This window comes from Sphingomonas bacterium (assembly GCF_903644055.1).
GTDB lineage: Bacteria > Pseudomonadota > Alphaproteobacteria > Sphingomonadales > Sphingomonadaceae > Sphingomonas_I.
Genome location: NZ_CAHJXD010000030.1, coordinates 1 through 17,652, shown reverse-complemented (window position 1 = coordinate 17,652; position 17,652 = coordinate 1). Strand labels below are relative to the sequence as shown.

The following is a 17,652-nucleotide window of genomic DNA, read 5'->3' as shown; positions in this document are numbered from 1 at the left end:
GGCTCTGCGCTCAGGCGGAAAGCTTGGCGCGGCCGCGCGCACGGCGGGCGGCGAGCACCTTGCGGCCGCCGACCGTTGCGCTGCGCGAACGGAAGCCGTGGCGCCGCTTGCGTACAAGATTGCTCGGCTGGAAGGTCCGCTTCATTCGCTCTATCCTCAAGTCCGCGCCACGGGGCCGGCCCGCAACGCAAAAGGCCGCCGGGCAGGCGGCGGCCGATCAATGCCGCGCCGATAGCAGGGTAAGCACCGAAGTCAATCGGGCACGCCCGGCGCCGGGGCATCGCGCAGCCGCCGCCGGCGCGCGCTTTCCCGGCGCAGCGCCCGGTTGCTGATCCGTCCGAGCCTGGGATATTTCCGCGTCAGCCGGGCATAATGGCGCTTGATCCAGGCCGAATTGCGCAGCAGCAGCACGAGGCCGCCCGCAAACAGGAAGATGCCGCCCGGCCCCGGCAACAGGCCGACGACGGGGGCCAGGGCCACAAGCAGCCCGCCGAGAATGAGAAGCGGCACGCGCCAGCGATGTCGGGAAGCGGCCATGCCGCGAAGATGGCGTCGAGACCGCCGCGCGACAAGCGGGCTCGACAGATTCGGCGGCGGCTCGCTACATCCTCGTCGCCCAGCCTTCGCCGGGACGACGAGGGGGGGTCGCTGAATCACATGGTCGCGCTGGTATCGACGGTCGCTTTTCTGGGGCTGGAGGCGCGCGCGGTCGAGGTACAGGTGCAGGTGGCTCCGGGCGTGCCGTCGTTCGTGGTGGTGGGCCTCGCCGACAAGGCGGTGGGCGAGAGCCGCGAGCGGGTGCGCGGCGCGCTACAGGCGATCGGCCTCGCGCTGCCGCCCAAGCGGATCACCGTCAATCTCTCCCCCGCCGATCTGCCCAAGGAAGGATCGCATTACGATCTGCCGATCGCGCTGGCGCTGCTCGGTGCGATGGGGGTGATCGATGCCGAGACGCTGAGCGCCTATGTCGTGGTCGGCGAACTCGGGCTCGACGGGCGGATCGCGCCCGCGCCCGGCGTGCTGCTCGCGGCGCTGCACGCCTCGGAGCGGACCCTCGGCCTCGTCTGCCCCGCAGCGCAAGGCGCCGAAGCCGCGTGGGCGGGAACGATCGAGGTGGTCGCCGCGCCCGATCTGATGGCGCTGCTCGATCATTTCCGGGGCCTGCGCAGCCTGCCGCAGCCCGAGCAGGGCGTGGCGGAGCGCGCCTCCCACGGCCCCGATCTCGCGCAGGTCAAGGGCCAGGAGAGCGCCAAGCGCGCGCTGGAGATCGCCGCGGCGGGCGGGCACAATCTGGTGATGATCGGCCCGCCGGGCGCGGGCAAGTCGCTGATGGCGGCGTGCCTGCCGGGCATCCTGCCGCCGCTGACGCCCGCCGAGGCGCTGGAGGTCTCGATGGTCTCCAGCGTCGCCGGCACGCTGGAGGGCGGGCGGCTTTCGGCGACGCGGCCGTTCCGCAGCCCCCACCATAGCGCATCGATGGCGGCGCTGGTCGGCGGCGGGCTTAAGGTGAGGCCCGGCGAGGTCAGCCTCGCGCACCTCGGCGTGCTGTTCCTCGACGAACTGCCCGAATTTCAGCGCGCGGTGCTCGATTCGCTGCGCCAGCCCTTGGAGGCGGGGAAGGTCTCGGTCGCGCGCGCCAACGGCCACGTCACCTTTCCGGCGCGCGTCCAGTTGATCGCGGCGATGAACCCCTGCCGCTGCGGCCACCTCGGCGATCCGGCGCAGGCGTGCAGCCGCGCGCCGCGCTGCGCCGCCGATTATCAGGCGAAGGTCTCCGGTCCTTTGCTCGATCGCATCGACCTCCACGTCGAGGTCGCGGCGGTGAGCGCCGCCGATCTGGTGCTGCCCCCGCCCGCCGAGGGGTCCGCCGAAGTCCGCGCGCGCGTCGCCGAAGCGCGCGGCGTGCAGACCGCGCGCTACCAGGGGCAGGGGGTCCGCACCAACGGAGAAGCCGATGGCGATCTGCTCGATATGGTCGCGGCGCCCGACGAGCCCGGCCGCAAATTGCTCGCGCAGGCCGCGCAGGCGATGGGGCTTTCGGCGCGCGGCTATCATCGCGTGCTCCGCGTCGCGCGGACGATCGCCGATCTCGCGCGGAGCGAGGCCGTGGGGCGCATCCATATCGCCGAGGCGCTGAGCTATCGCCGCCAGGCGCCGCGCGCGTGATCCTGCTCACCGGCCGTGAACGCGCTATCGCCGATACCTATGAGACGACGCCTACCTCCGCATCGAAACGGCGCTCGCCTCGGGCGTCGCCGCTTTCGTCTACGTCGATAATCCGCGATCGGTTGCGACGGGCCGATCGCTCGGCTAGCAGGCACCATGTTGCCCCTGTGGTGGAATTGGTAGACGCGTCCGACTCAAAATCGGATTCCGCAAGGAGTGCTGGTTCGAGCCCGGCCAGGGGCACCACCCTGAAAATATTGGTCGATAAAGTTGGAGAGGCGTGTGAGCGGGACGATCGAGCCGGACGACAGACCGGGCAAGCTGCCGGTGCCCACCGAAGTCGCCGATGCGATCCGCACCTTGATCCGATGGAGCGGCGACGATCCCTCGCGCGAAGGCCTGCTCGATACGCCCAAGCGCGTGGCGCGCGCCTGGGCCGAATATTGCCAGGGCTATAAGGAAAATCCCGCGCAGCACCTCGATCGTACGTTCGAGGAGGTGGGCGGCTATGACGAGATCGTTCTTCTCAGGGACATTCCGTTCCAGTCGCATTGCGAGCATCATATGGCACCGATCGTGGGCAAAGCGGCGATCGCCTATCTGCCGAGCGACCGCGTCGTCGGCATCTCCAAGCTGGCGCGCGTGCTGCATGGCTATGCGCAACGGTTACAGGTGCAGGAGAGGCTTACCGCCGAGGTCGCCGATTGCATCTGGGATCATCTTCATCCGCAGGGCGTCGCGGTGGTGATCGAGGCGCAGCATGGCTGCATGACCGGGCGCGGCGTGCGCGTCCATGGCGTCGGTATGACGACCAGCCGGATGATGGGCGTCTTCCGCGACGACGAGCGTTCGCGGCGCGAAGTATTGTCGCTGATGGGCTACTGATGCTCCCCCGGCGCATCGTCTATGCGCCGGATATCACGCCGACCGACGATCGCTTCATCGATCTGGAGGATCGCGCCGGGCCGGTCGAATGGGTGCGGCTGAGCGGACTTCCCGCCACCGCGATCGAGCGGCGGATCACCCGCCCGCGCCTATCGCGATACCGCGCCGCATGGCAGGCCGCGCGCGCCGCCGGCGATCGGTCGATCGTCATCTCGGGGCTGCCGCTGATGACCGGAGCGGTCGCCAATGCGCTGACGCTGGCGCGCAAGCATCCGGCGCATCTGGCGTTCGCCTTCAATTTCACCACCTTGCCGAACGGCGCGCGCCGCGCGTGGCTGGCGCGGAGCTTCGCCGGTGTCACGCAGTTCACGCCTTTCGCCGCTTACGAGCGCGATCTGTACGCGCGCACGTTCGGTATCGACCCCGCGAAGATCAAACCCGTGATCTGGACGCAGGAGGCGCCCGCGATCGCGCCACCCGGACCGCCGCCGCGGCGCCCCTATGTCTGCGCGATCGGCGGCGAAGGGCGCGACTTCGGCACGTTGCTGGACGCGCTGGCGCGGCGCCCCAGGGGGATCGACGCGATCATCGTCGCACGGCCGCACAGCCTTACCGGGCTGACCCTGCCCGATGGCGTGCAGGTGCTTTCCAACCTGCCGTTCGATCGAACCTGGCGGATCGCGGTGGACAGTCTCGGGGTCCTGGTGCCGTTGCGCGACGAGGAGACGTGCTGCGGCCACCTCACCTTGGTCTGCGCCAAATTGCTGGGAGTGCCACTGGTTACCAGCTTCTCGAAAGGCACGATCGAATATGTCGAGGATCGCGAGGCGGTTCTGGTGACGCCGCCGAACGATGCCGTCGCGTTGCGCCAGGCGATCGAGAGGCTGGGTGATGAAGCGGCGGCTTTGCAGGCAGCGGCCGGAGCGGCAGTTCCCGCAGAGACCGCGTTCCACGATCGTTCGAAATGGGCGGACTATCTTGCCGATTTCCTCCGCGCGCATTGAGTAATCCCGTCATGCCAGCGCAGGATTGAGAGATAGACCCCAGCCTTCGCCGGGGGAAGGGGACGGCGGCTCTACAGCTCCGGTAATGCCTGATCGGCGATGCCCCAGCCCTTGAGCGCCTTCGATGCCGCGCGCTTGAGCAACGCGTCGGCGTCGAGGATCGTGAAGCGGCCACCGCTCTCGCAATCGTCCAGCTCGTCCCAGGCGATCGGCGCCGCCACCGGCGCACCGGGCCGCGCGCGCGCCGAATAGGGCAGCACCGCGGTCGCGCCGCGCTGGTTGCGCAGCCAATCGAGGAAGATGCGGCCCTTGCGCTCGACCTTCTTCATGTTGGCGGTGAAGCGCTCGGGATGCGCCTCGGAAATGGCGAGCGCGAAGCGGTTGGCGAAATCCTTGACCTCGGGCCATGCCCGGCTCGCATCGAGCGGCACGACGACATGCACGCCCTTGCCCCCGGACAGCATCGGCCAGCTCGCCAGCCCCATCTCGCCGAGGATCTCCCGCAACTGACGCGCGGCGTCGCGCACCTCGGCGAAACCCAGCCCTTCGTCGGGATCGAGATCGAATACCAGCCGATCGGGTTTCTCGACATCCGCGACCTTCGATCCCCAGCCGTGCAGCTCGATCGCGCCCATCTGGACGCAGGTCAGCACGCCCTTGGCATCGTCGACGTAGAGATACGGCTCGTCATGCCCGTCCTTCTCGCGGATCGGGACCTGCCGGACCGCGTCGCCGAAGCTGCCCGCGTCATGCTTCTGGAAGAAGCAATGCTTGGCGCGTCCCTGCGGGCAGCGGACGAGGCTGACCGGGCGGTCGGCGAGCCATTCGAGCAGGGGGTCGGCGAGGCGGATGTAATAATCGGCGAGCTGGCCCTTGGTGATGCCGCTTTCGGGATAGATGATTCGATCGGGGTTGGTGATGGTGACCGGCGATTTCGCCGCCGCATTGGTGACGCTTTCGACCTTCGCGGCTTTCTCCTCGATCACCTCGCCCTCGGGCTTGTCCTCGCGCAGGCCGAGGAAGCTGGCATGCCGCAGCACGCCCTCGTCGGTGAATTCGGCGAAGGCGACCTCGGCGACCAGCTTCGGCGCGACCCAATGCGCCCCCCGGACGGCGGCGCGCGGCGCCTTGACCGTCGCGGTCTTGTGTTCGAGCGGTGCCAGCCTGGCCATCAGCGCATCGATCGTCGCGGCGGAAAAGCCCGTGCCGACCTTGCCGGCGTAGCGCAGCGTGCCCCCCTCATGCAGCCCGAGCAGCAGCGAGCGGAATCCGCGTCCCTTGTCGCTGGGCGTCCAGCCGACGATCACGAATTCCTGGCGGTGGAGGCATTTGATCTTGAGCCAGCTCTGCGTTCGTTTGCCCCGATAGGGCGCGTCGGCGCGCTTCGAGACGACGCCCTCCAGCCCCTGCGCGCAGATGCCGGCGAACAGCTTCTCGCCCTGTCCTTCGACATGCTCGGAATAATGGATCGGCGCGGGTACGCCCTTCAGCAGCGCTTCCAGCCGCCGCTTGCGCGCGATGTTGGGAAGCGCGGCGAGATCCTCGCCCTCCTCCTCGATCAGATCGAAGGCGAAGAAGGCGAGCGTGCCGCCGCCATCCTTGAGGCTCGCCTGCAACGCCTGAAAGCTCGGCCGCCCCGCGCTGTCGAGCGCCACGACCTCACCGTCGATCAGCGCCGCGCCGGGGATCGTCGCGGCGGCGGCCGCGACGATCGGTGCGAAGCGATCGGACCAGTCGAGCCCGGTGCGCGTGAAGGTCTTCGCCTTGCCGCCGCCGACCGCGAGCAGCAGGCGATAACCGTCATATTTCACCTCGTGCAGCCAGCCCGATCCGGTGGGGACATGATCGACGAGCGTGCAGAGCTGGAGCTCGCGGAACGCGGGAAGGGGTAGCCCCTTCCCACGCTTTTTCTCTTTGTCGTTTCCGCGCAGGCGGGAATCCGGTCCAGCCTCGGTCGCGGTTGCATCCGTCGACTTCGGTCCCCCCTTTCGCGGAGATGACGAGATTGTTGGGGCGGTAATCTCCGCCGAATGAACCGCATCGCCCTTTTTCGACCGCCACTCGCGTTTGCCGTCCTTGCCCTCGGCGATCTCGACCATCGTCCGCCCCGTCGCGACCGAGGTCAGCGCGAGATCGACGAGATCGCCGCTGCCGCCGGCATGTTCGTCTTCGATCTTCCGCAGCAGCCAGTTTTCGTGCTTCTCCTTGCCACGTGGCTTGAGGCGGATCATCAGCCATTCGCCCTTCATGCGTTGCCCATGCAGGAAGAAGTGGAGATGGCCCTCCTCGATCGTCTTGCGCGGATCCTTGCCCGGCAGGCTCTCCCACGTCCCCTCGTCCCACAGCATCACCGTGCCGCCGCCATATTGGCCCTTGGGGATCGTGCCCTCGAACGTCGCATAGGCCATCGGATGGTCTTCGGTACGCACCGCGAGGCGCTTGTCTTCGGGATCGGGCGAAGGGCCGCGAGTCACCGCCCAGCTCTTGAGCACCCCATCGAGTTCGAGCCGGAAATCCCAGTGCAGCCGCGTCGCGTCATGCTTCTGGACCATGAAGATATTGCCCGCCTGCTTTCCCAGCTTGCCGGAGGGCTCGGCGGTCTGCTGGAAGTCGCGCTTGGCGTTGTAGGTGGCGAGCGGATCGCGCGGATCGACCACTAGAACACCGTTATCCCAGCGAAAGCTGGGATCTCGTCGCATAGAGCGCGGGCTTGTTTTCCGAGATCCCAGCTTTCGCTGGGATGACGGCCGGTAGGAAGGTTCACCCCACGGCTCGCTTCTTGGCCGGCGTCTTTCTGGCTGGCGCCTTCTTCGCTCCAGGTGGCTTCGCCGGCGCCTTGCCGCCATCGTCGTTGGCGGCGCCGGGCTTTTCCAGCGATCGTTTGAGCGCGGCCATCAGATCGACGACGTTCGAGCCGCGCGACGGATCGGGGGCCTCGTCCTCGACTTCGAGCGTCTTGCCCTTGCGCTTGCGCTCGATGAGTTCCTTGAGCGCATCGACGTAGCGGTCGTGAAAGTCGCCGGCGTCGAACTTGTGACTTTTCTTGTCGATCAGGGTCGTGGCGAGATCGAGCAGATCGGCCTCGGGCTTCTGATCGGGAATGTCGCGGAAGAAATTGGCGGCCTTGTTGACCTCATCCGAATAACGCAGCGTCTCCAGCACCATGCCCCGCCCGCACGGCTTGAGGCTGACGACATATTCGCGGCCCCGCAACGCCAGTTGCCCGAGCCCGATCTTCTTCGCCTGGCGCAGCGCCTCGCGCAGCACGATGAACGCTTCCTCGGCGAGATCGTCGGCGGGCACGACGTAATAAGGCTTGTCGTAATAGATGGCGTCGATCTCGCCGAAGTCGACGAACTGGGTCAGCTCCAGCGTCTTCTTGCTCTCCAGCTTGACGCTCTCGATCTCCTCGTCGCTGACCAGGACATATTTGCCCTTTTCATATTCGAAGCCCTTGGCGATCTCCTCGGGATCGACCGGGCCGATGCCGGGGGCGACCTTCTCATATTTGATGCGCTTGCCCGAAGGCTCGTGGATCTGGTTGAACGCCACGCTCGCGCCGCTGCGCGTCGCCGAATAGATTTCGACCGGGATCGAGACGAGCGCCAGCCGGATCTGCCCTTGCCAATATGCCCGCGCCGCCATGTCGATAACTTTCGTTGCGAAGGCGATTCAACCGGTTGGCGTTGCCCAAGTTCCCTGCGATCAGGAGCTTTGCGCGAGCGGCCCTTCGCCGACGTGGAAACGCACCTGGCGCCGCCGGAAATCCACCACCACGCGCTCGAACCCGCGCAGGACGTCCATCCCTATCAGGATCGCGGGCCGCTGATCGACGCCGAACTTCCGGAAGGTCGCGATATCGGCATAGGATACCGGCATGTTCTGCAACCGCATCGTGCCGATGCGGATCAGGGGTACGGACCCCGCTTCGGCGGGAAGCGACGCGCCGGTCACGCCGATGATCCGTCCGCCACGATCTTCCAGCGGCCCCGTCCGGCCCATCAGCCGGCGCAGCGCGAGATTGCCGATCGTATTCTGCGCGCCGGTATCGATGATCGCATAGACCTTGGTGTGCGCGATGCCCGCGTCGGTGAGGATCAACTGGCCGAAGCGGCTCTTGCCCATCACCACGATCGTATCGGCTTCGCCGACCATCGCCTCCTGGGCAGAGCGCGCGATCGTCACGCGGTTGCGCTTGAAATCGAACAGCACGCTTTCGTCCGCCAGCGCATCAAGCCCGATGAAGCCGGACGCGCCCAGCGCGCCCTGCGGCAATACGGGCGCGCTGATGTCGCGCCGCTCGCGCCGGCCGATGCGCAGCTTGTCGAGCGCCACCGTCGCGACCGCCTCCGGGCCGACGATGCCGTATACGGTCGCTCCGGAGCCGAACGCGAGGCCGAGCTCGCTCGCCAACCGATCGGAAATCACGCTGCGGTCGGCGCCGGTATCGATCGTGAAGCGGTAGGGGCCGCGGCCGTTGATATGCGCGGGAAGCGTCATGCGCGACGCGCTATCCTGCATGGCCGCGAAGGTCTCGCTCTCGTCCACGGCGGCGGTGGGCGGCTGGGGAGCTGGCGATTGCGGGCTCGCCGTGGCGGCGAGCGCCAGCAGCGCCTGTAGCAGGATGCGCATCGGTCGTCTCCCCAATCTCCGGTCACGGCCGGGTTCAAAGCAGAGTGTGCGCCCGTTTCGATCGGCCCGCAATCCATGCCGGTCCGGCCTCGCCGCCGTCCTTCAGTCGACCCACTCCAGGCCGATGTCGCGGTAGAGGCCCCGATCCTCTTCCCATCGTGGATCGACCTTGACGTGGAGGAAGAGGTGGACGTTGCGGCCGAGCAGATCGCCGATCTCCGCGCGGGCCCGCGATCCGATCTCCTTGAGGCGTGCGCCGCGCGCGCCGACGATGATCGCCTTCTGCGTCTCGCGCGCGACGCGGATCTGCTGGTGGATCGCGACCGAGCCGTCCTTGCGCTCCTCATATTTCTCGGTCTCGACCGCGCTGGCGTAGGGCAGCTCGGCGTGGAGCTGGAGGTAGAGCTGCTCGCGCGTCACCTCGGCGGCTAGCATGCGATCGGTGGCATCGGAGACCTGATCCTCGGGAAAATGCCACGGCCCCTCGGGCACGCGCCCGGCGAGCGCCTGCTTGAATCCCGCCACGCCGTCGCCGCTCAACGCGGAGATCATGAAGATTTCCTCGGGATCGAGCATCGCCTGAAGCTCGGCTGCGAGACCCAGCAGCGCCTCCTTGGGCGCGGCATCGACCTTGTTGAGCACGACGATCTTGGGCTCGGGCCGCCGCGCGACCGCATCGACCAGCGCGCGCGTGCGGCTGGCGAACTTGGCCTTGGCGTCGATCACCAGCGCGATCAGGTCCGCGCCCTCGGTGCCGCCCCACGCGGCGGCGACCATCGCGCGATCGAGGCGACGTTCGGGCTCGAAGATCCCGGGTGTGTCGACGAGCAGCAACTGCGCCTCGCCCGCGATCGCGATGCCCATCAGCCGCGCGCGCGTCGTCTGCGCCTTGGGGCTGACGATCGCCACCTTCTGCCCGACGAGCGCATTGACCAAGGTGGATTTGCCCGCGTTGGGCGCGCCGAGGACGGCGACGAGGCCGCAGCGCCGGGTCATGCGAGCTGCGCGAGCAGCGCCGCCGCCGCCTCGGTCTCCGCCTCCTGCTTCGAAAGCCCCTCGGCGGTCGCCGATCCGCCGCCGCGCCCCGCGACCTCGACCATCACGGTGAAGCGCGGCGCATGGTGGGGGCCGTGGCGCTCGGTCAGGGTGTAGGCGGGCGGCTTGCAACGGTTGGCGGCGGCCCATTCCTGCAACTGCGACTTGGGATGACGCGGGACGGCTGTCACGGTCTGGAGGCGATCCTCCCACGTGGAAAGCACGAAGCGTTCGGCGGTGGCCAGCCCGCCCTCCAGATAGAGCGCGCCGATCACCGATTCTACGACGTCGCCGATGACGTTGCTGCTGGTCTGCGCGCCATCGTCGCGCGCTTGGCGACCGAGGCGGATCATCTCGGGGATGCCGATCGCATGGCCGATCTCGGCGCAGGTCTCGCCGCTGACCAGCGCGTTGAGGCGCATCGAAAGCTGGCCCTCGGCCTCATCGGGGAAGCGCTCGTAGAGCGCGGTCGCGATGCTCAGGCCGAGCACCCGGTCGCCGAGAAATTCGAGCCGCTCATAATCGGCGCCGCCATGGCTGCTGTGCGTCAGCGCGCGGCGGAACAGCGCGGGGTCGGCGGGCGTGTGGCCCAGCGCGTCGCGCGTCCATTCGGCAATTGCGGCATCGTCCATCGCCGCGCCTTAGCGTCAGCGGCGACCAGTTCAAGGCGCGTCAGCGGCTGCCGTGGCTTGGAGCGTCCGCACCCTCGGCGGGCGGCTTGCCGGCACGCGGCATCAAGTCCGAGCCGCCGCCCGCCGCCGAATCGCTGTCGATATCCTCGGGCGCGCCACCGCCGCCGGCACCGCTGCCGCTGCCGATCGCCTCGCCGTCATGCTCGCCGGCGGGCATGCCGCGATTGTCGCGTCCGCGTCTGTCTTCGCTCATCGTCGATCTCCTCGCGGGCTCAACCCCCGGCCCGCGCGATCGGCTCCCTCAATCGAGGTTGGGGCGGAGCCAGCGCTCGGCGGTATCGGGATCGACGCCGCGCCGTTGCGCATAATCGGCAAGCTGATCGCGCCCGATCCGCGCCACGCCGAAATATTGGCTGTCGGGATGGCCGAAATAGAAGCCCGAGACCGCCGCCGTCGGCAGCATCGCGAAGCTGCCCTCGGTCAGCGTCGCGCCCGTCGCCGCAGTCGCGTCGAGCAGATCGAACAGGATCGGCTTGAGGCTGTGATCGGGGCAGGCGGGGTAGCCGGGGGCGGGGCGGATGCCGCGATATTGCTCGCGTACCAGCGCCTCGCTGGTCAGTTGCTCGCCCGCCGCATAGCCCCACAGGTCGGTGCGGACATGCTTGTGCAGCCGCTCGGCGAACGCCTCGGCGAAGCGATCGGCGAGCGCCTTGAGCAGGATGTCGCGATAATCGTCATGCTCGGCCTTGAAGCGCGCAATGTGCGGATCGATGCCGTGGATCGAGACCGCGAAACCGCCCAGCCAATCGTCCTGCGGCGCGACGAAATCGGCGAGGCACATGTTCGCGCGCCCCTCGCGCTTCTTCACCTGCTGGCGGAGGAAAGGGAGGCGGACCGTAAGCCCCTCCCCTTCAGAGGAGGGGTCGGGGTGGGGAAGTCCGGCCGAGAGCGCTCGATGCTCGCCCCCACCCCCAACCCCTCCCCTGAAGGGGAGGGGGGAGACCAGCACATCGTCCCCCTCCCGCCGCGCCGGCCACAGCCCGCAAACCCCGCGCGCGGTCAGCCATTTCTCCGCGACGATCGTCTCCAGCATCGCCTGCGCGTCGGCCCACAGGCCGCGCGCGCTCTCGCCGACGATCGGGTCTTCGAGGATCGCGGGATAATTGCCCGCCAGCTCCCAGGCGCGGAAGAAGGGCGTCCAGTCGATGTAGGGCACCAGATCCTCGAGCGGCCAATCCTCGAACACATGCACGCCGGGCCGGCTCGGCGCGGGCGGCTTCTGGCCGGGGTCATAGGCGAAGGCGTTGGCGCGGGCTTCGTCCAGCGTCGCCAGCTCATTCTGGCCCTTGCCTTCGCGCGCGGCGCGGACGGCGGCATAATCCTTGGCGACCTGCAACACGAAGGGATCGCGCTGCGTATCGCTCATCAGCGTCGAGGCGACGCCGACCGCGCGGCTGGCGTCGAGCACATGCACCACCGGTCCGTCATAGGCGGGTGCGATCCGGAGCGCGGTGTGGACCTTGGAGGTGGTTGCGCCGCCGATCAGCAGCGGCATCGCCATTCTGGCGCGCCCCATCTCGGTCGCCACCGTCACCATCTCGTCGAGCGAAGGCGTGATCAGCCCCGAAAGCCCGATGATGTCGGCGTCATTCTCGTTTGCGGCCTTGAGGATGTCCGGCCAGGCAACCATCACGCCGAGATCGATGATCTCGTAGCCGTTGCAGGCGAGCACGACGCCGACGATGTTCTTGCCGATATCGTGGACGTCGCCCTTGACGGTCGCCATCACGATCCGCCCCTTGGCGCGCGCGCCGACCTCCTTGGCGGCCTCGATATAGGGCAGCAGGTGCGCGACCGCCTTCTTCATCACGCGCGCCGACTTGACCACCTGCGGCAGGAACATCTTGCCCGATCCGAACAGATCGCCGACGACGTTCATCCCGTCCATCAGCGGCCCTTCGATCACCTCGATCGGCCGTGCGAACAGCAGGCGGGCTTCCTCGGTATCCTCGACGACGAATGCGTCGAGCCCCTTGACCAGCGCATGCTCGATCCGTTTGGCGACGGGCCAGCTCCGCCATTCCTCGGCGGCCTTTTCGGTGGCGGCGTCGGTGCCCCGGAAACTTTCCGCCAGCGCCACCAACCGCTCGCCGGCCTGCGGATCGCGGTTGAGGATGACGTCCTCGCAGGCGATGCGCAGCGCGGGATCGATCTGGTCGTAGACGTCGAGCTGGCCGGCGTTGACGATGCCCATGTCCATCCCCGCCGGGATCGCGTGGTAGAGGAACACCGAATGCATCGCGCGGCGCACGGGCTCGTTGCCGCGGAATGAGAAGCTGAGGTTCGAAAGGCCACCCGAGATGTGGACGTGCGGGCAGCGCGCCCGAATCTCGCGCGTCGCCTCGATGAAGTCGACCGCGTAATTGTCATGCTCCTCGATCCCGGTCGCCACCGCGAAGACGTTGGGATCGAAGATGATGTCCTCGGGCGGGAAACCGATACCCATCAGCAGTTCGTAGGCGCGCGCGCAAATCTCGACCTTGCGCTCTTTCGTATCGGCCTGGCCGACCTCGTCGAACGCCATGACGACGACGGCGGCGCCATAATCCATCACCTTGCGGGCATATTTGAGGAATTCGGCCTCGCCCTCCTTCATGCTGATCGAATTGACGATTGGCTTGCCCGAAACGCACTTCAGCCCCGCCTCGATCACCGCCCACTTCGAGCTGTCGATCATCACCGGCACGCGCGCGATATCGGGCTCGGCGGCGATCAGCTTGAGGAAGGTGGGCATGGCGTGGAGCGCATCGAGCAGGCCCTCGTCCATGTTGACGTCGATCACCTGCGCGCCATTGTCGACCTGCGCGCGCGCGACCTCGACCGCTTTGGCATAATCGCCCGCCATGATCAGCTTCTTGAACGCCGCCGATCCCGTGACGTTGGTGCGCTCGCCGATGTTGACGAAGGTGGCGGTGGGAGACGTGGACATTCAGTGTTTCTTCCGTTCGTCCCGAGCGAAGTCGAGGGACGTTGCGCGACGTGTCTCGACTTCGCTCGACACGAACGGCGTTGGGTTCGTCACGCCGCCATCTCGAAGGGATCGAGGCCCGCCAGCCGCGTCACCGGCTTGTTGCCGGGGATCGGGCGCGGCGCGTGATCCTTCACCGCCTCGGCCATCGCGGCGATGTGCGGCGGAGTCGATCCGCAGCAGCCGCCGACGATGTTGATCAGCCCCTGATCCGCCCATTCGCGGATGAAGCCGCCGGTCGTCTCGGGTTGCTCGTCATATTCGCCGAGATCGTTGGGCAGGCCGGCGTTGGGGTAGATCATCACCAAGGTGTCCGCGAGCGCCGAGATCACCTGGACGTGCGGGCGCAGCAGGTCCGCGCCGAACGCGCAGTTGAGGCCGATCGTCAGCGGCCGGGCATGGCGCACCGTGCTCCAGAACGCCTCGACCGAATGGCCCGAAAGGTTGCGGCCGGACATGTCGGTGATCGTCATCGAGATCATCACCGGAATTTCCCGTCCGCGCTCCTGCTCGACCTCCTTGACCGCCATGATCGCCGCCTTGGCGTTGAGCGTATCGAAGATCGTTTCGATCAGGATGAAGTCCACCCCGCCATCGAGCAGGGCGGCGGTCTGATCCTTGTAGACAAGCTTCAGCGTATCGAAATCGATCGCGCGATAGCCGGGATCGTTGACGTCGGGGGAGAGCGACAGCGTCTTGTTGGTCGGCCCGATCGCGCCGGCGACGAAGCGCGGCCGGCCCGCTGTAGCGAAATCGTCGGCGGCGGCGCGCGCGATCCTGGCGGCGGCGAGGTTCAGATCTCGGACGAGATGGACCGCGGCATAATCTTCCTGGCTGATCGTGTTGGCGTTGAACGTGTTGGTCGAAACGATGTCCGATCCCGCCGCGAGATAGGCCCTCGTGATCGTATCGACGACGTCGGGCCGGGTGATCACCAGCAGATCGTTGTTGCCCTTCTGATCGAGCGCGAGATCGAGCCCGCCGCGATAATCCTCCTCCTGCAATTTGTAGCGCTGGATCATCGTCCCGAACGCGCCGTCGGTGAGCAGGATGCGCTTGGCGGCCTCGGCGCGGAGCGTGGCGGCGGCGGGGGAGGGGGTCATCGGCAGCTCCAAAGTTCCTCCCCGGCACGGGGAGGGGGACCGCTCGCGAAGCGAGTGGTGGAGGGGGCTCTCCAATTTCGGTTCCGCCGGTGGAGAGCCCCCTCCACCAGCCTGCGGCTGGTCCCCCTCCCCGTGCCGGGGAGGATCTGCCTCACGCCGCCGCCTCCAGGCCGGCTTCCGCCTTCACCGGGCGCTTGCCCAGCAGATGGCAGATCGCATAGGCCAGCTCGGCGCGGTTGAGCGTGTAGAAGTGGAAGTGGCGGACGCCGCCCGCGTAGAGCTTGCGGCACAGTTCGGCGGCGATCGTCGCGGCGACGAGCTGGCGCGCGGCGGCATGATCTTCCAGCCCTTCGAACAGCCGCGCCATCCAGTCGGGCACCGCCGTGCCGCACATCGCCGACATCCGCTTGACCGCCGCGAAGGTTGAGACGGGCATGATCCCCGGCACGATCTCGGCATCGATCCCCGTCCTGGCCACCGCATCGCGGAAGCGGAAGAAGGTCTCGGGTTCGTGGAAGAATTGGGTGATCGCGCGATCGGCGCCCGCGTCGATCTTGGCGCGGAGATTGTCGAGATCGGCGGCGGCATGCTCCGAATCCGGATGGCATTCGGGATAGGCCGCGACCGAAACCTCGAACGGCGCGATCCGCTTGAGGCCCTTCACCAGATCGGCGGCATTTTCATAGCCGCCGGGATGCGTCGCGAACCGCTCGCCCGCGCGCGGCGGATCGCCGCGCAGCGCCACGATGTGGCGGACGCCCGCCGCCCAATATTCGCGCGCGACCTCATCGATCTCGGCCCTGGTCGCATCGACGCAGGTGAGGTGCGCGGCGGCGGGAATGCTCGTCTCGCGCGCGATCCGCGCCACCGTCTGGTGCGTGCGCTCGCGCGTCGATCCGCCCGCGCCATAGGTCACGGAAACGAAGCGCGGCCCGAGCGGCGCGAGCGTCTCGACCGACTCCCACAGCGTCTCCTCCATCTTCTCGGTCTTGGGCGGGAAGAATTCGAACGACACGTCGATATCGCCCGCGACATCGGCGAACAAAGGCGCGGCGAGCGCGCTCTGCGCGTCCGAAAGCTGGGTCAGGGAAAAAGCCATCACGCCACCGCCTTCAAATGCCGGGAATCGCCCTGCCGCGCGCCCAGCCAGAGTTTTACCGTCAGCTCGCCGCCGCTGAGCGTCTCGGTGCCGGCGAGCGCCAGCCCCGCGCTTTCGAACCACACCGCGATCTGGCCATCGTCGAAACCGAGGCGAACATGCGCGTCGCTGGCCCTGAGCTCCTCGCGCTCGTGCGCGGCGAAATCGACGATCAGCAGCCGCCCGTCCGGCCCGAGCAACCGCGCCGCCTCGCCGATCGCGGCGGCGGGCGCCTGCGCATAGTGGAGCACCTGGTGGAGCAGCACGGTATCGCCCGCGCCATCCTCGATCGGCAGCGCGTACATGTCGCCCTGGCGAAGCTCGGCGCGCGGCAGCCCAGATGCGCTGATCTTAGCGCGCGCGAGGCGCAGCATCTCGGGGCTGCGATCGATGCCCACCGCGCTTTCCGCCAAGCCGCCGAGGAGCTCGATCATCCGTCCTGTACCCGTGCCGATATCGACCAGCCGGCCGATGGGGCGGCCGGCGAGCATCGCGGCGATCGCGCGCTCGACCTGCTCCTCGGCGACGTGGAGCGATCGGATCGCGTCCCATTCGTCGGCGCGCCCGTTGAAGAAGCTCTCTGCCGCCGCCATGCGATCGGCGCGCACCGCCTCCAGCCGCGCGGCATCGGCGATCGTCCAGCGCTCCAGCGCGGCATCGTGCCAGCCATCGATCGCGGCGAGCAGCGGGCTGCCCTTGGCGGCGGGGCCGAGCCCGAGGAAAATCCAGCTCCCCTCGCGCCTGCGATCGCAGAGTTGCGCATCGGCGAGGATCTTGACGTGACGGGAGACGCGCGGCTGGCTTTGGCCCAGCACCTGCGCGAGCTCGCCCACCGAAAGCTCCATCTCGCGGAGCAGCGCGACGATGCGCAGCCGCGTCGGATCGGCGAGCGCGCGGAAGATGGTAAGCGGCGCGGGCATGATCCAAACTCCTCAAATTCAGATATAAAGATATCTTTATATGCGGTCAAGGAAGGGGACGGGCCTTGCCGATCCCCGGGCGCTATGGCACCGCGCGGCCCATGATCGCCGCTCCCCAGGCCCGCCGCGCCGCTCCCCCGGCGCATCGCGCCGCCATCAGCGCCGCCGCGCTGCTGCTCCTGCTTTCCGGATGCGCCACGGTGCCGGGTCAGGATCGCCTCGCCGAGAAGGATCCGCTCGAAAAGTTCAACCGCGCGGTCTGGGGCATCAACATGACCGCCGACAAGATCGTCGTGCGCCCGGTGACCAACGTCTATCGCGCGGTGGCACCCAAGCCGGTGCGCCAGGGCGTCACGCATTTCTTCTCGAACCTCACCGAGCCCTGGTCGTTCGTCAACAATATGTTGCAGGGCAAGACCAGGCGCGCGGGGCAGAATCTCAAGCGCTTCGTCGTCAACACCACGGTCGGGATCGGCGGGCTGATCGATCATGCCAGCAAGATCGGCATTCAGCCCGCGCCCGAGGATCTGGGGCAGACGTTGGCGCGCTGGGGCGTCAATGGCGGGCCCTATCTCGTCCTGCCCCTGCTCGGTCCGACGACGCTGCGCGACGGGATCGGCAGCGGCATCTCGGCCTATGCCGATCCCGTCAACGTCGCGATCAATCAGGCGGACGTTTCGGTCTGGGCCAAGCGCGGCTATCGGGTGGTCTCGGTCATCGACGCGCGATCGGAGCTGATCGAGAGCGGCGGGCAGGCGTTCCTCGACAGCAGCCTCGATCCCTATGCCGCCGCGCGCTCGGCTTTTCTCCAACGCCGCCGCGCGCAGATCCTCGACAAGGAGGACGATGCCGGCGCGGACCTGCCCGCCGACGACATGCCGCCCGCCGAATCGGTGCCTACGCCTTTGGGGGATGCGGGTGCATTGCCGCCCAAGCCGGAAGCCGCGGAGGTCGATCCCGGCGCCGCTCCGCCCGCCGTGGCTGCCGCCCCCGCCGCGTCGGACGCCAGGATTCCCGAGCGGGGCACGGCGACTCCCGCGCCCCAGCCGGTGGTCTCGCCCAGATAATGCGCGGGCTCGCGCTGGCGGCCTTGCTCGCGCTCGGCGCGT

General features: G+C 68.0%; 16 protein-coding genes and 1 tRNA gene. 5 read left to right on the top strand and 12 right to left on the bottom strand.

Going from position 1 to position 17,652, the window contains the following annotated elements:
* Positions 1-10: 10 nt before the first annotated feature.
* Together rpmH and HUU94_RS01325 are read right to left on the bottom strand one after the other, a co-directional pair.
* On the bottom strand, positions 11-145 hold the full coding sequence (rpmH, locus tag HUU94_RS01330; RefSeq protein WP_174273330.1) for a 50S ribosomal protein L34: 135 nt from the start codon (positions 143-145) through the stop codon (positions 11-13).
* A gap of 107 nt (positions 146-252) precedes the next feature.
* Positions 253-510, bottom strand: a complete 258-nt coding sequence (locus HUU94_RS01325) for a hypothetical protein (protein ID WP_254601845.1) — start codon at positions 508-510, stop codon at positions 253-255.
* A gap of 147 nt (positions 511-657) precedes the next feature.
* Here HUU94_RS01325 and HUU94_RS01320 point away from each other — a divergent pair, with 147 nt between their 5' ends.
* The 4 genes from HUU94_RS01320 (at position 658) to HUU94_RS01305 (ending at position 4,055) form a co-directional block, all read left to right on the top strand.
* Positions 658-2,166 carry a YifB family Mg chelatase-like AAA ATPase gene (locus tag HUU94_RS01320; protein WP_174273328.1) on the top strand — a complete coding sequence of 503 codons (1,509 nt, stop codon included), beginning with the start codon at positions 658-660 and terminating at the stop codon, positions 2,164-2,166.
* 161 nt (positions 2,167-2,327) lie between these two features.
* A tRNA-Leu gene (locus tag HUU94_RS01315) sits at positions 2,328-2,412 on the top strand.
* A 36-nt stretch (positions 2,413-2,448) separates the two neighbouring features.
* The gene (gene folE / locus HUU94_RS01310; protein ID WP_174273327.1) at positions 2,449-3,051 is read left to right on the top strand and encodes a GTP cyclohydrolase I FolE; all 603 of its coding nucleotides are present in this window, start codon (positions 2,449-2,451) and stop codon (positions 3,049-3,051) included.
* Positions 3,051-4,055 (top strand): glycosyltransferase, encoded by a 1,005-nt coding sequence (locus HUU94_RS01305; RefSeq protein ID WP_174273326.1) that lies wholly within the window; start codon positions 3,051-3,053, stop codon positions 4,053-4,055. Before folE ends, HUU94_RS01305 begins: the two co-directional genes overlap by 1 nt.
* 71 nt (positions 4,056-4,126) lie before the next feature.
* Here HUU94_RS01305 and ligD read toward each other — a convergent pair whose 3' ends face one another.
* From ligD to HUU94_RS01255, 10 genes are all read right to left on the bottom strand, one after another.
* Positions 4,127-6,712 carry a DNA ligase D gene (gene ligD, locus HUU94_RS01300; RefSeq protein WP_254601843.1) on the bottom strand — a complete coding sequence of 862 codons (2,586 nt, stop codon included), beginning with the start codon at positions 6,710-6,712 and terminating at the stop codon, positions 4,127-4,129.
* Positions 6,713-6,815: 103 nt separating this feature from the next.
* Positions 6,816-7,700 (bottom strand): Ku protein, encoded by an 885-nt coding sequence (locus HUU94_RS01295; protein ID WP_174273324.1) that lies wholly within the window; start codon positions 7,698-7,700, stop codon positions 6,816-6,818.
* Positions 7,701-7,760: 60 nt separating this feature from the next.
* On the bottom strand, positions 7,761-8,687 hold the full coding sequence (locus HUU94_RS01290) for an aspartyl protease family protein (RefSeq protein ID WP_174273323.1): 927 nt from the start codon (positions 8,685-8,687) through the stop codon (positions 7,761-7,763).
* 102 nt (positions 8,688-8,789) lie between these two features.
* Complete coding sequence (gene era / locus HUU94_RS01285) at positions 8,790-9,683, bottom strand: GTPase Era (protein WP_174273322.1); 894 nt, start codon at positions 9,681-9,683, stop codon at positions 8,790-8,792.
* Entirely contained in the window at positions 9,680-10,354 is a 675-nt protein-coding gene (gene rnc, locus HUU94_RS01280; RefSeq protein ID WP_174273321.1) for a ribonuclease III, read from the bottom strand. The genes era and rnc overlap by 4 nt, the downstream gene beginning before the upstream one ends.
* Positions 10,355-10,394: 40 nt before the next feature.
* Positions 10,395-10,607: a hypothetical protein gene (locus HUU94_RS01275; RefSeq protein ID WP_174273320.1), complete on the bottom strand. Its 213-nt coding sequence runs from the start codon at positions 10,605-10,607 to the stop codon at positions 10,395-10,397.
* A gap of 48 nt (positions 10,608-10,655) precedes the next feature.
* Positions 10,656-13,343, bottom strand: coding sequence for a methionine synthase (gene metH / locus HUU94_RS01270; RefSeq protein WP_174273319.1), 2,688 nt, complete (start codon positions 13,341-13,343; stop codon positions 10,656-10,658).
* A gap of 89 nt (positions 13,344-13,432) precedes the next feature.
* On the bottom strand, positions 13,433-14,485 hold the full coding sequence (locus HUU94_RS01265) for a homocysteine S-methyltransferase family protein (protein WP_174273318.1): 1,053 nt from the start codon (positions 14,483-14,485) through the stop codon (positions 13,433-13,435).
* A gap of 151 nt (positions 14,486-14,636) precedes the next feature.
* Positions 14,637-15,584 (bottom strand): methylenetetrahydrofolate reductase [NAD(P)H], encoded by a 948-nt coding sequence (metF, locus tag HUU94_RS01260; RefSeq protein WP_174273317.1) that lies wholly within the window; start codon positions 15,582-15,584, stop codon positions 14,637-14,639.
* Positions 15,584-16,543: an ArsR/SmtB family transcription factor gene (locus tag HUU94_RS01255; RefSeq protein WP_174273316.1), complete on the bottom strand. Its 960-nt coding sequence runs from the start codon at positions 16,541-16,543 to the stop codon at positions 15,584-15,586. The genes metF and HUU94_RS01255 overlap by 1 nt, the downstream gene beginning before the upstream one ends.
* A 65-nt stretch (positions 16,544-16,608) precedes the next feature.
* Here HUU94_RS01255 and HUU94_RS01250 point away from each other — a divergent pair, with 65 nt between their 5' ends.
* Positions 16,609-17,610: an MlaA family lipoprotein gene (locus tag HUU94_RS01250; protein ID WP_254601841.1), complete on the top strand. Its 1,002-nt coding sequence runs from the start codon at positions 16,609-16,611 to the stop codon at positions 17,608-17,610.
* The last annotated feature ends 42 nt before the right edge of the window (positions 17,611-17,652 follow it).

Coding starts and splice junctions, on each gene's coding strand:
- HUU94_RS01295 (WP_174273324.1), bottom strand. CDS start 7,700: ATGGCGGCGCGGGCATATTGGCAAGGGCAGATCCGGCTGGCGCTCGTC.
- era (WP_174273322.1), bottom strand. CDS start 9,683: ATGACCCGGCGCTGCGGCCTCGTCGCCGTCCTCGGCGCGCCCAACGCG.
- HUU94_RS01255 (WP_174273316.1), bottom strand. CDS start 16,543: ATGCCCGCGCCGCTTACCATCTTCCGCGCGCTCGCCGATCCGACGCGG.
- metF (WP_174273317.1), bottom strand. CDS start 15,584: ATGGCTTTTTCCCTGACCCAGCTTTCGGACGCGCAGAGCGCGCTCGCC.
- HUU94_RS01275 (WP_174273320.1), bottom strand. CDS start 10,607: ATGAGCGAAGACAGACGCGGACGCGACAATCGCGGCATGCCCGCCGGC.
- HUU94_RS01305 (WP_174273326.1), top strand. CDS start 3,051: ATGCTCCCCCGGCGCATCGTCTATGCGCCGGATATCACGCCGACCGAC.
- HUU94_RS01265 (WP_174273318.1), bottom strand. CDS start 14,485: ATGACCCCCTCCCCCGCCGCCGCCACGCTCCGCGCCGAGGCCGCCAAG.
- HUU94_RS01290 (WP_174273323.1), bottom strand. CDS start 8,687: ATGCGCATCCTGCTACAGGCGCTGCTGGCGCTCGCCGCCACGGCGAGC.
- HUU94_RS01320 (WP_174273328.1), top strand. CDS start 658: ATGGTCGCGCTGGTATCGACGGTCGCTTTTCTGGGGCTGGAGGCGCGC.
- rpmH (WP_174273330.1), bottom strand. CDS start 145: ATGAAGCGGACCTTCCAGCCGAGCAATCTTGTACGCAAGCGGCGCCAC.
- metH (WP_174273319.1), bottom strand. CDS start 13,343: ATGTCCACGTCTCCCACCGCCACCTTCGTCAACATCGGCGAGCGCACC.
- rnc (WP_174273321.1), bottom strand. CDS start 10,354: ATGGACGATGCCGCAATTGCCGAATGGACGCGCGACGCGCTGGGCCAC.